Here is a 13,048-nt window from a genome sequence, read left to right as displayed (position 1 = left end):
ATCTCCTCTTCATCCCGGTTACGGGGCTCGTCGGATGCCGCCGAGTCAGGGCGAGGGTGAGGTCGTGCCGGTGGCAGCGGTCGTGGTGGCGCCGGTGGCCGCCGGAGTGCTCGGAGTGCGCGTGCCGTGGGTGGACGGTGCGGCCGAAGGCGTCTTGGGCGCGGAACTCGTCGGCGTGCGGCCGCCGTCACCGCCGCCCCCGTCCATGAGCAACGCCGCCGCCGACACACCCGCCCCGGCCATCGCGGCGACCAGCAGCGCGGCCACGAGTACCCGGCGCGTGGGCTGCCGGAGCATCTGCTCGTACCGCTGGTCCGGGCCGGGCATGCCCGTCGGCGGCACCGGCGGTCGCTGACCGGCGTCGTCCTGCGGCCGTCCGTGCGGGGCACCGCGCACCGTCGGCGCGTACCCGGGCGGCGGAGCCTGCGGCGTGCTGCCCGTCTCGCGGAACACCCGCAGCATCCGCTCCGCCCGGTCCGCGTCCAGCCGCCGGTCCGGGTCGCGTTCCAGCAGGCCCTGTACGACGGGCAGGAGCGGCCCGGCCTGCGCGGGCGGGCGTATGTCGCCGACGACGACCGCGTGCAGGACGCCGCCCAGCGAGTCCCGGTGGAACGGCGACTCGCCGCTGAGGGCCGCGCACAGCAGCGCGCCCAGGGACCACAGGTCGGACTCGGGCCCGGTCCGGACCCCGGACATCCGCTCGGGAGCGGTGTACTCGGGCGAGCCGACGAAGGAACCGTTCTCGGTGAGCGTGGGGGCACCCGCGACCTGGGCGATACCGAAGTCGGTGAGGACGATCCGGTCGGTACCGTCCTCCAGCAGCACGTTGTCGGGCTTGAGATCGCGGTGCAGCACCCCGGCCGCGTGCGCGGCCCGCAGCGCGCCGAGCAGGGCGATACCGATCCGTGCGGCCTCGGCGGCGTCGACCGGGCCCTGGGTGGCGAGACGGTCGGCGAGCGAGCCGCCCTCGATCAACTCCATGACGATGTACGGGCGTTCGTCGTCCTCCACGACGTCGTGGACGACGATGATGTGCGGGTGGCTCAGCTGCGCGACCGCCCGCGCCTCGCGCAGCGTGCGGTCCCGCTGCCGGCGCGCTTCCGCCGCGGAGAGCGACTCGTCGAAGGGGAGCTCCTTGACGGCCACGCCCCGGCCGAGCAGCTGGTCGGTGGCCCGCCAGACCACGCCCATGCCACCGCGCCCGAGCCTCGCCTCGAGCCGGTAACGGCCCGCGATGACACGCGTGTTGTGCCCCTCGGTCCCCATGCGGCAATCATGCCCCAACGGAGGGACGGGCTCCGGGGCAGCGGCCCGCGGGTGGCCGAAACGCACGGCCCTGTGACGACGGCGCTGTGACGCACGGTCCCGTGTCGGGGACCTGCCGCGTCAGGGGGTCTTCTCGTGCCAGCCCTGCAACAGCGACGTGAACTGCTTGCGCGCCTTCGCCCAGTCCTGCGCGGGCGCCGACATGTAGAGCGCGTACTCGGTGCCGTCGCGGGCGACGTACGTCTCCTCGATGGCCCGGCGCGGCCCGGGGAACTTGGTGTCCTTGGCCTGCGCGGTCCAGGTGTACTCCCACAGCGCGCCGTCCCGGTCACGGTAGACGTTGCGCTCCAGCTTCACCCGCTTGTAGTCGACCAGCCGCTGCAACTGCTGTTCCAGGTCGAGCTGGTGGGCGTACGGGTCGGCGAAGTCCGGGGAGGTGTCGACGGCGATGCGGACGAAGTGCCGGCCGCCGTCGGGCGTGTAGTCGATCTGCTTGAGCTCACCCTGCGGCCCGAAGGTCTTGCGCTTCCAGCCCTTGGGCAGGTAGAGGCTGAAACCCGCGGGGTCGTCGCGACGGGTCCAGCCTGCGGGAACCGAGCCTCCGGGCTGCTCCACGGTCGTGGAACCGGCCGATCCGGATGCGCCGCCCGTCTGCCGGCTCTCGTTCCACTGCTGGAGCACCACCGCGGTGCCTCCGCCGATGATGGCCGCGAGCGCGACGACGAGGGCGAGGGTCCGAAGCCGGCGGCGCCGGCCCGAACCGGTCGGCTGCGGGCCCATCGCCGTCGGGCCGACGGAGGTGGGCCCGGTCGTTCCGTGCCCGGTGGCGAAGGCCCCGGCCGCGGGAGGGCCGGCCGTGGCGGCGCCGGCCGTCGGCGTCCCGGGGGCCGATGCCCCGGCCGGCGGCGGGAGCGGAGTCCGGCTGTGCGGTCCCGAGCCGGTACCGGCCGTGCCCGTACCGGAGGTGCCCTTGCCGGACGGGTACGTGCCCGGGGGATTCGTGCCGGACGGGTACGTGCCGGAGGGGTTCGTGCCGGACGCGCCCGTGCCGCTGTGCACGTCCCGGTACGGCGACGATCCCCCGTACTGCGTCGGCACGTACGCCTGCGCCCCGCTCGGCCGCCGTCCCTCCGCCGCCTCGGCGAGCATCTGCTCGGCCTCGGCGAGTTCGGGCCGGGTGGCCGGATCCTTGCGCAGCAGGGCGGTGATGACGGGCGCGAGCGGACCCGCGTACTGAAGCTCGGCGGCCTCCTCCTCGACCACGGCCTGCATGGTGGTCAGCGGTGTGGTGCGGCGGAACGGCGACCGGCCCTCCACGGCCGTGTAGAGCGTCGCGCCGAGCGCCCAGAGGTCGGAGGACGGGCCCGGGTCGTGGCCGCGCACGCGCTCGGGAGCCAGGTAGTCGACCGAGCCGACGACCTCTCCGGTCCGGGTGATGGTGGTGTCGCCCTCGATCTGGGCGATGCCGAAGTCGGTGAGCAGGACACGTCCGTCCCGGGCGAGGAGGACGTTGCCCGGCTTGACGTCGCGGTGCAGGACGCCGGCGGTGTGCGCGGCGCGCAGGGCCCGCAGCACCCACATGCCGATGCGCGCCGCCTCGCGCGGCTCGACGCGCCCCTCCTCCTTGACCGCGTCGGCCAGGGAGCGGCCCTCGACCAGCTCCATCACGATCCACGGGCGGCCGTCGTGCTCCAGCACGTCGTGCACCGTGACGACCGCGGAGTGGTTGATCCGCGCGGCGGCCCTGGCCTCGGCCCGCGTGCGCGCCAGCAGGATGGCCTGCTCGCTCTCGGAGACGTAGAGGGCAGCCGTCAGCTCCTTGATGGCGACGGACCGGTGCAGCACCTCGTCATGTGCCCGCCATACCCGACCCATACCGCCACTGCCGATGGAGTCGGCAAGCCGGTAGCGGCCCGCGACGAGCAGGCCCTGCATCTGATTCACGTTGCCCCGCAATGGTCTTGACAGGGTCAGCGTAAGGACCTGCCCTTCCCCAGGGAACAAGCGGGGTACCACGGTGACCGCACTGTGACGGTTGCAGCCGTCTGGGACGGGAGGGAACCGTGAGGTGAACTGCAGTACACGGCAGCCGGCTCAGAAGATCACTTCGTCGCCTTGTACGTCGCCGCCGCCTGCTCGTACAGCCGCGTCACCTCGTCCCGTTCGGACTCCGGACCGCGCACCTGGACCACGTGGTACCGCCCGTCGACCAGCATCGCGAGGTTGCGCACGTACAGCTCGCCCCCGTCGTCGCCGGTCCAGGTGAACTGCCCCTCGGCCATGGTCCGCCCGCCCACCTCGATCGTCTTCAGCCCGGTGGAGGTGGCCCAGCTGGAGTCGCGGTACGGCTGCAACTCGCGCTCCTCCTCCCGCTGGTAGGCCATCGGGTCGCTGCCGAACTCCGACGCGCTGTCCCGGCCCGGTACGACGATGAGCTCGAAGTCGCCCTTGGCGTAGACGACCTGGCCGCTGCCGCCCCGCGAGGTGCGGTCCCAGTCCTTGGCGACGGCGACCTGGAAGCCCGCCGAGTCCTTGCGCAGGGTGAAGCCGTCGGCGACCTCGGGATCGGTGGTCTGCGTCTGGGTGGAACCGGCCGATGTCGACGGGCTCTTCTCCGGCTCGGGCGACGCCTGGTCGGGCCGGGGCTCGCCGCTGGCGTCCGGCTCGGGCGCCTGGCTGACTTCACCGGCGGCACCGGTGCGATCGGTGCCCTGCGCGCCGTCGGTCCCCGACTTGGGCATGAAGAGCATGGCGTAGGCGACCGCCGCGGCCATCGCGAGCAGGACGAGCAGGAGCAGGGTGCGGCCGAGCCGGTGCGGCGACCGCGAGTCCTTCTTGGCCCGCTTGTGCCGCCCGTGGTGCGCGGGCAGCCCGGCCCGCCGCCTGCGCACGAGCTCGCCCCGGCGCCGTACGACGGGCAGCCGGCTGGCGTCGGCGGGCGGGGCCGCGACGACGTGCACACCGGCCTCCGGCTCGGGCGCCGAGCGTACGAGCGAGCGCAGCCAGCCGCGCAGTTCCTCGAAGTCGAGGCGCTCGGTCGGGTCCTGACGCAGCAGCGACTCCACGACCGGCCTGAGCGGCCCGCACTCCTCGGCGTACGCGGGCGGTTCCGCACACACCATCTGCACCAGCTCGGCCGTCGACTCCTCCGGGTAGGGCGCATGCCCCTGTACGGCCCGGAAGAGCAGCGCGCCGAGCGCCCACAGGTCGGTGGCGGGGCCGATCGGCGCGGCCAACTGCCAGTTCTCGTGCACGGGTCCGGCCTGCTCCGGCGCCCAGCGCTCCGTCACGGGCCCCACCACGGCCATCCGTGCCTGCCGCGCCCGCTCGGCGGCCAGCGCCGTGGCCGGACCGCGCCGGGGCGCGGGGGTGTGGGCGACCAGGTCGTCCCACCGGGTGGGCTCGCTGTGGGCAGCGGGGTCCGAGGCCGGAGGAAGAGCCGCCTGGTCGTGAGCCTGCGGCGAGGGCGCGCCGCCCGTTCCGCCGCGGGGTGTGGCGCCGTGCCAGGCGCTGGTGCGGGGAGCGCCGCCGACGCCGTAGGGGTCGGCTATCTGCCCGGGCGGGTCCGCACCGGGCCCCGTGCTCTGCCCGGGGACGTACGGCGACCGCGCCGAGCCGTGGCCGTGGTGCCCTGGCCCTTCGTCCGGGGCGGGCCGGGCTCCGGGCAGCGCCGCGCGGCCGTTCTGCTGCGTCTCCTGGACCCGGGCGGCGGCCCGGGTACCCGCCCGGTAGGCCGCGATCGCCCCGGCTCGCGCGGCCCTCGGGTCGTCGCCGTCCTCCACGCTCCTGCGGGCCGGCACGGCCGGGCCCGCGCTCCCCGTGCCGGCTCCGGCCGCCGGCAGCCCCCGGGACTCCCGGGCCTCTATCGCGGCACGCCGCGCGGCCTCGGGATCGGTCGCACCGGGACTTCCCGGGCCGCCGGCACCACCGGGGCCGTCGACCAGCCCGGCGCCGCCGGTCTCCTGGCCGGGTTCGCCGAAGGCCGGAGCGGGAACGGGGTCGTACCCGCACAGGGCCTCTTCCGCAGCGCCCACCGCCAGCCCGGTCAGCATCACCCGGCCGTCGTCACAGACCAGGACCGTCCGCGCGGTGACGTTCCGGTGCACCCAGCCGTGCGCGTGCAGCACCCGCAGCGCCATGAGGACGTCGGAGGCCACCTCGGCCGCCCGGTACGGCGTCAGCGGCTTCTCGGCGAGCAGCGCCGCCAGGGGACGTGCGGCCACCAGCTCGCTGACGATCCACAGCGAACCGCCCTCGGCGAACACGTCGAAGACCTGGTCGAGGCGGGGATGGTCGGGAATGGCCGCCGCGGCCTGCGCGGCCTCGACCGCGCGCCGCACCACCGGGTCCGCGGGCCGCCGGGTGCCCGGGCGTGCTCCGGGCCGCCGCGCGCCACCGTCACGTGCCGTGAAGCCGTCGGGCAGCCCCTCCGCGTCGAGGACCTCCGCCTCGACCACCTCTGGCAACGGCACTGCCCTGACCAGGACTTCCTGGCCGCTGTAGGTGTCGAAAGCCCGGGACTCGGTGAGTTCGTACTCGTCGGACGGCGGCAGCGGCAGGCGGTAGCGGTCGGCGAGCACCCGTCCCGCATAGTCGTCCACGTTGCCTCCCCCGGCAGCCTGGTCGGTCACATCCGTTCGCCCCACGGTCCGTTCCGGCTGCGTACGGTCCGCAAACATTTACGATACGTGCCGCAGACAACCCGCAATGTGGGGATGCCAGATCTCACTCCCCAAACCCGGGGCCGCTCATGCTCAGGACTTGGGTTCGAAGGTCTTCGTCAGCGTCCGCCAGGTCTCCTTGCGCAGCTCACCGCTCCAGTCGGCCGCTTTCGCCGTGTACATCAGCGCGTAGCCCTGCCGGTCGTCGACGACGAAACCGCGGTCGATGGTCCGGTACTTGGTGCCGCTGTCCACGTAGGTGAACTCCCAGTCGGCCGTGTTCCAGCCGCGGTAGTCCACCTGCTCTATCCGGATCTTCTTGTACTGCGCGCGCTGCATGAAGCGCTCCTGGCTCTTCCAGTCCGCCACCGGGTCGCCCTTGGGCGTGGACGTCCAGGCGATGAGCAGCTTCTGCCCGTCGGGCCCGGTGAACCGGTCGCCCGCGGCGCCCGTGGACTGGTACTTCCACCCCTTCGGCAGCCCGATCGAGTACCCCTGGCTGCCCTGGTGTGTCGACTCCGCGGCGGTGCCCTTGCCGCCACCGGACGACCCGCCCGCCTGGTCGCCGGACGGGCTGTCCGAGGCCGGCTTCGACGGCGCGGGCTGTGTCGCCCCGCTGTCGGTGCGCGTGCCGTCGCTCTCGTCGCCCTTGGTGTCGGCGCTGCCCGACGCGGTGGCGACCGTCTTGCCGCCGCTCTCGCCGGCGGCCCCCTTGAGGTCCTTGTCGTCCCCGCTGAGCGCGATGGCGAGCACGGTGCCGATCACGGCGAGCGCCACGACCACCGCGATGATCAACAGGGTCCGCCGCGGCACGACGTCGGTGAGCGGCGCCCTGGGCGGCGCGGGCCGCGGCGGCAGGTCCGGCGGCGTCATGACGGGCCACCCCGAACTCCGGCCCGCGGAGGCCGCCTTCTCCCCCTGCGCACCCCGCTCACCGGCCCCGGCAGCGGCCCCCGAGGCCGGCGCCGAACCCGACTTCGAGACGGACGCTCCCGTGCCCCCGGCAGCCCCGGCCTTCCCGCCCTCCGGCCCGGAAGAGGCCGCGGCGTCCTCGGACTCGGTCCGGGACGCGGCCGACGCCCCGGCCGTTCCGGCGGCGGCCTTGCGCACGGAACGCAGCGCCCCGCGCAGCCGCTCCGCGGGCTCCTCGCCCCGCTTGCCCCCCGCCCCGGCGGAACTCCCCTTGCGGGAGGACTTGTCCGGCTGCGCCGGCAGCGGCACGACCTTCGTCGCGTCCAGGGGCTCCGGCTCGGTCTTCTCGGGCGCGTGGATGACCGCGTTGAGCATGGCCCGGGCACCCGTGTCGTCGAGCCGCTTGGCGGGGTCCTTGGTGAGCAGGCCGTGGATGACGTCCCGCAGCGGACCGGCGTTCTTCGGCTCCTCCAACTGCTCGGTCATCACCGCCGTGAGAGTCGCTATGGCCGACCCCTTGTCGTACGGCGGCGCGCCCTCCACCGCCGCGTACAGCAGCCCGCCGAGCGACCACAGGTCGGCGGCCGGGCCCGGCTTGTGCCCGCGCGCCCGCTCCGGGGAGATGTAGGAGGGCGCGCCGACGAGCATGCCGGTCGAGGTGATGGACGGGTCGCCCTCGACCTGGGCGATGCCGAAGTCCGTGAGCACGACCCGGCCGTCCTCGGCGATCAGCACGTTCGACGGCTTCACGTCGCGGTGCAGGATGCCCTCGCGGTGCGCGGACCGCAGCACGTCCAGGACGGCGAGCCCGACCTCCGCGGCCCGCTTCGGTTCGAGGAGGCCGTCCTCCCGGATGACCTCGGCGAGCGACTTGCCCTCGACGAGCTCCATCACGATCCAGGGCCGGTCGTCCTCCTGGACGACGTCGAAGACCGTCACGGCGCTGTTGTTGCGGATCCGCGCGATCGCCTTGGCCTCGCGCAGCGTCCGCGTGATCAGCCGCCGCTTCTCCTCCTCGTCGATGTTCGACGGGAACCGCAGCTCCTTGACGGCGACCGTCCGCCCCAGGGTCTCGTCCTCGGCCCGCCACACCGTGCCCATGCCGCCGCGGCCGAGCACTTCGCCCAGCCGGTAACGCCCCGCGAGGAGACGCTCCCTGTTGTCCTGACGAGTGTCCTGACGAGATGTGCCCGCCCGCTCCGCCTCCGACATGCGTCCCCTCATACAACCCGCCCTGACAGAGCCTCCATTGTCTCTCACCCGACAAGTGCCCAGCGCCCAGGGGCCCCCTGGCGGACTGCCCCCGCCTGTCCGCCCGCCGGAACCCGGCCGCGGCGCACCGCGCGCCGCCTTGCATGATGGGCCCCCGATGCCCCGACCAGGGAGGAGCCCGCGTGCCGTCCTTTCGGACATTGCTGGCCCTGCCCGTGTCCGCCGCCCTCCTCGGCCTGCTTCCGGCCGACTCGTCGGCTCTCTCCGCCCCGCCCACGGACGCGGTGCTCCCGCTGCTGGTCACCCAGGGCAGAGCACCCGCCGCGGCCCTGCTGGCCCGAGAGGGGACCACCACCCGCTATGCCCACGCCGGGCAGGGAATCGCCCGGTCGGACCACTTCCGTGCCGGCAGCGTCACGAAGACGTTCATCGCGACGGTCGTGCTGCAACTGGCGGCCGAACACCGGCTGTCACTGTCCGACACCGTGGAGCGGCACCTGCCCGGCCTGGTGCGGGGAGCGGGCAACGACGGCCGCGCGCTGACCCTGCGTTCCCTGCTCACCCACACCAGTGGCCTGTACGACTACACCGGGGACACCGGCGGAACCGCACCCGTCACACCCCGTCAGGCCGTACACATCGCACTCACCCACCCCCCGGCCGAACGCGGCCGCTTCTCCTACTCGAACACCAACTACGTCCTGCTCGGCCTGGTCGTCGAGCAGGTCACCGGCCACTCGTACGCCGCCGAGGCCGAGCGCCGCATCATCACTCTCCTGCGTCTGACGGGCACCTCCTTCCCCGGATCCCGCTCCTCGCTGCCCTCTCCGCACGGCCGCGCCTACGCCGCCGACGGAACCGACGTCACCGATCTCGACCCGCGGGTGGCCGGCGCCGCGGGCGAGTTGGTGACCACGCTCGACGATCTGGACCGCTTCTACTCGGCCCTGCTCGGCGGGCGGCTGCTGCCCTCGCGCGAGCTGCGCGAGATGCTCGACACCCGTGCCGCACACGGCGCGTACGGCATGGGCCTGTTGCCCGAGAAACTGCCGTGCGGCACCACGGTGTGGGGGCACAACGGGCACATATCCGGCAGCTACGTGCGCACCGCGGCCACCGTCGACGGCCGGCGTGTCCTCACCTTCCGCGTGAACACGGACGCGATGGCCGATCCCGGTCTCGAACCCGCGGTGCTCGCGGCCGAGTTCTGCCCCCGCACCTCGTAGAACGACCGGGTTCCGAACGAAGATCCCGGCTCCCGACACTCATTCGGGTGATGTGGAAAGCGCCGCCCGACTCGCGGGAACAGCCGCCTACAGCGGCACGATGTCCGGCGCCCCCAGCCGCGCCGCGTCCGCCGTCAGGTCGTCCGGCTGCCGCTGCGACTCCCGCTCCGCCTCCACCCGCTTCTCGTAGTGCTGCACCTCGCGCTCGATCTGGTCCTTGTCCCAGCCGAGGACCGGCGCCATCAGCCCGGCGGCGTCGCGTGCGCTGCGCGTGCCCCGGTCGAAGGTCTCGATGGAGATGCGCGTACGCCGGGTCAGCACGTCGTCCAGGTGCCGCGCCCCTTCGTGCGAGGCCGCGTACACAATCTCGGCGCGCAGATAGTCGTCGGCCGCCGCCAGGGGCTCGCCCAGCGACGGGTTCTCGGCGATGAGGGCGAGGACCTCCTCGGCCAGCGTGCCGTACCGGTTCAGCAGGTGTTCCACCCGCACCACGTGGAGTCCGGTCCGGGCCGCGATCCGCGCCCGCGCGTTCCACAGCGCCCGGTAGCCCTCGGCGCCCAGCAGCGGTACGTCCTCGGTGACGCACTCGGCGACGCGCATGTCCAGCCCGTGCACCGCCGCGTCCACCGCGTCCTTGGCCATGACCCGGTAGGTGGTGTACTTGCCGCCCGCCACGACGACGAGCCCGGGCACGGGATGCGCCACGGTGTGCTCGCGCGACAGCTTGCTGGTGGCGTCCGACTCCCCCGCCAGCAGCGGCCGCAGCCCCGCGTACACGCCCTGGACGTCGTCCCTCGTGAGCGGCACCGCGAGCACCGAGTTCACGTGTTCCAGCAGGTAGTCGATGTCCGCGCTGGACGCGGCCGGGTGGGCCTTGTCGAGGTCCCATTCGGTGTCCGTGGTCCCGACGATCCAGTGCCGGCCCCAGGGGATGACGAACAGCACGGACTTCTCCGTGCGCAGGATCAGCCCGGTCGTGGAGTGGATCCGGTCGCGCGGCACCACCAGGTGGATGCCCTTGGACGCCCGTACGTGGAACTGGCCGCGCTCCCCGACCATCCCCTGGGTGTCGTCCGTCCACACGCCGGTCGCGTTGACGACCTGCTTGGCGCGGATCTCGTACTCGCCGCCGGCCTCGACGTCCTGCACCTTCGCGCCGACGACCCGCTCGCCCTCGCGCAGGAAGCCCGTGACCCGCGCGCGGTTGGCGGCCTTCGCGCCGTACGCCACCGCCGTGCGCACCAGGGTCGCCACGTAGCGGGCGTCGTCCATCTGGGCGTCGTAGTACTGAAGCGCCCCCACCAGCGCGTCCTTCTTCAGGCAGGGCGCCACGCGCAGGGCGTGAGAGCGGGTCAGATGGCGGTGCATGGGCAGGCCACGGCCATGGCCTCGGGCCATGGACATGGCGTCGTACATCGCGACGCCCGATCCTGCGTACAGGCGCTCCCAGCCCTTGTGCTGCAAGGGGTACAGGAACGGCACGGGCTTCACCAGATGCGGGGCCAGCCGCTCCAGCAGCAGGCCGCGTTCCTTCAGCGCCTCCCGTACGAGCGCGAAGTCGAGCATCTCCAGGTAGCGCAGGCCGCCGTGGATCAGCTTGCTGGACCGGCTGGAGGTGCCGGACGCCCAGTCGCGCGCCTCCACCAGTCCCGTGGACAGGCCCCTGGTCGCGGCGTCCAGGGCGGTGCCCGCACCGACCACGCCTGCGCCCACCACCAGCACGTCCAGCTCGCGCTCGGCCATAGATGCGAGTGACTCGACGCGCTGCGCCGGCCCGAGTGTCGCTGTCCTCACCGCTGCCTCCCGCTCATCGCGGCGGCTGGTGCCGCCTCGGTCGCGCAGGCCGCACCCGTCGGGTGAGACCCCGTCCGTATCCCATGCCCAAATTCTGACCGTGTTGCCCGACTTCAGCCACCACGGGCCGTAAGCCTGTGAACAACGCCCACGGAACACTCACCGAAACTCGGGCGAGCAATCCCGCATATCGGTCATATTTACTCCTAGTCTGACATTGCGCTCGCCCGTCCTGTCCACAGGGCTTGCGCACCTGTCCCACTTCGGCTATCGGGAAGGACGGCCACGCCATGCCCGCAGATCTCGCCGTCATCGGACTCGGCCCGTACGGCCTGCCCCTGGCTCAGGCCGCCGTCGCCGCAGGCGTCGCCACCATCGGCTACCGGACCGGCCCCGAGGCCGGCTCCCTCAGCGCCGCCGAACAGCGCCGGATGCTCTCGGGGGGCTTCCGGCCGGCCACGAACGCCGCCGAGCTCGGCCGGGTGCGCACCGCGGTCATCTGCGCACCGACCCCGCGGGGCGCGGACGGCGGACTCGACCTGAGCCAGCTGGAGGCGGCCGCCCGCACCCTGGCCGCGCACCTGCGCCCGCACACCACTGTGATCCTGGAGTCACCTGTGTACCCAGGGACGACAGAGGAATGTCTGCGCCCTCTCCTCGAAGAGGGATCGGGTCTGCGCGCGGGCCGTGACTTCCACCTCGCCTACTCCCCCAGCCGCGTCGACCCCGGCAACCGCGACTTCACGCCCGCCAACACCCCCAAGGTCATCGGTGGCCTCACCCCGGCCTGCACGGAGTCGGCCGCCGCCTTCTACGGACGGCTCACCGACAAGGTGGTACGCGCGCGTGGACCCCGCGAGGCGGAAACCGTGCAGCTCCTCGAGACCAACTACCGGCACGTCAACATCGCCCTGGTCAACGAGATGGCCGTCCTCTGCCACGACCTGGGCGTCGACCTGTGGGACGTCGTGCGCTGCGCGGAGACCAAGCCGTTCGGCTTCCAGGCCTTCCGCCCCGGCCCCGGCGTCGGCGGCCACGCCGTCCCGCAGGACCTGACCGCCCACGGCGGCCGCACCCTGCGCATGGTGGAACTGGCCCAGCAGGTCAACAGCCGCATGCCCGGCTACGTCGTCCAGCGCGCGGCCACGCTCCTCAACGAGCACGGCAAGTCGGCCCGCGGTGCCCGCGTGCTGCTCCTGGGAGTCACCTACAAGCCCGACCTCGCCGACCTGCACGGCACGCCCGCCCAGGAGGTCGCCCTGCGCCTGATGGAACTGGGCGCCTCGGTCAGCTACCACGACCCGCACGTCCCCGCCTGGAGCGTCCTGGACCGCCCCGTCCCCCGCGTGGACTCCCTCTACGAGGCGGTAGCCGACGCGGACCTGACCATCCTCCTCCAGCAGCACCGCACCTACGACCTGCAAGGCCTGTCGGTGAAGGCACAGCTGCTGCTGGACACACGGGGGGCGGCGCCCACGGGTGCGGCGCATCGGTTGTGAAGAGGGGCGCGTGGGGGCGCTGAGCCCCCTGGGCTGGTGGCGCGGGGCACCCCGCCGCCAGTACCTTGGGAGACGGCGGAGCTCACCGCAGGGGGCACTGCGGCAGGCTCCTGGATGGATCACGGAGTGTCCGCCCCTAGTCTTCGTGGGGGCGGCCGCTCACCATCCGAAGCAAGGTGGAGCCCACCGCAGCGGGTACTGCGGCAGGCTCCTGGATGGATCACGGAGTGTCCGCCCCTAGGTCTCTTGGGGGCGGCCGCTCACCATCCGAAAAGTCGCAAGATCCACCTCCTCCGGCACTGCACCATCCGAAGACGGAGTCGGTCCCAGCGGGTGGGCTTGCGGTGGCGCCCCATGGGCGCCCCCTTCCACGACGCCACCCATTGACCCGGTAGGCGGCACGTCGGAATCGGGCCGGGCCCCGAGGGGCCGGGGTCCGGAACCGTGTCCTTGGAAGGGGGCGCCCAGAGGAACCTGG

The 13,048-nt window shown here is 73.2% G+C and carries 7 protein-coding genes; 2 read left to right on the top strand and 5 right to left on the bottom strand.

The features are described from left to right. Positions 1–45: 45 nt before the first annotated feature. The 4 genes from QC385_RS08730 to QC385_RS08715 all read right to left on the bottom strand — a co-directional run bounded on the left by QC385_RS08730 (position 46) and on the right by QC385_RS08715 (position 8,051). Entirely contained in the window at positions 46–1,266 is a 1,221-nt protein-coding gene (locus QC385_RS08730) for a serine/threonine-protein kinase (protein ID WP_279540665.1), read from the bottom strand. Positions 1,267–1,386: 120 nt separating this feature from the next. Next, positions 1,387–3,201 carry a serine/threonine-protein kinase gene (locus QC385_RS08725; protein WP_279540664.1) on the bottom strand — a complete coding sequence of 605 codons (1,815 nt, stop codon included), beginning with the start codon at positions 3,199–3,201 and terminating at the stop codon, positions 1,387–1,389. Positions 3,202–3,368: 167 nt separating this feature from the next. Further along, positions 3,369–5,867 carry a protein kinase gene (locus QC385_RS08720; protein ID WP_279540663.1) on the bottom strand — a complete coding sequence of 833 codons (2,499 nt, stop codon included), beginning with the start codon at positions 5,865–5,867 and terminating at the stop codon, positions 3,369–3,371. A gap of 153 nt (positions 5,868–6,020) precedes the next feature. Beyond that, complete coding sequence (locus QC385_RS08715) at positions 6,021–8,051, bottom strand: serine/threonine-protein kinase (protein WP_279540662.1); 2,031 nt, start codon at positions 8,049–8,051, stop codon at positions 6,021–6,023. 182 nt (positions 8,052–8,233) lie between these two features. On the opposite strand from QC385_RS08715, the gene QC385_RS08710 reads away from it, so the two are divergent. Continuing rightward, positions 8,234–9,277, top strand: a complete 1,044-nt coding sequence (locus QC385_RS08710) for a serine hydrolase domain-containing protein (RefSeq protein WP_279540661.1) — start codon at positions 8,234–8,236, stop codon at positions 9,275–9,277. 87 nt (positions 9,278–9,364) lie between these two features. On the opposite strand, the gene QC385_RS08705 is transcribed toward QC385_RS08710, so the two are convergent. Beyond that, positions 9,365–11,071, bottom strand: a complete 1,707-nt coding sequence (locus QC385_RS08705) for a glycerol-3-phosphate dehydrogenase/oxidase (RefSeq protein ID WP_279540660.1) — start codon at positions 11,069–11,071, stop codon at positions 9,365–9,367. A gap of 290 nt (positions 11,072–11,361) precedes the next feature. On the opposite strand from QC385_RS08705, the gene QC385_RS08700 reads away from it, so the two are divergent. Further along, a complete protein-coding gene (locus QC385_RS08700; protein WP_279540659.1) occupies positions 11,362–12,570 on the top strand; it encodes a nucleotide sugar dehydrogenase in 1,209 nt (402 codons plus the stop codon). Positions 12,571–13,048 lie beyond the last annotated feature (478 nt).

It is taken from the genome of Streptomyces sp. DH10, from assembly GCF_029813805.1.
In the GTDB taxonomy this organism is placed as follows: Bacteria; Actinomycetota; Actinomycetes; order Streptomycetales; family Streptomycetaceae; genus Streptomyces; species Streptomyces coeruleofuscus.
Note: the sequence above shows the minus strand (reverse complement) of the source record. Positions and strands in the feature narration are given on the sequence as shown.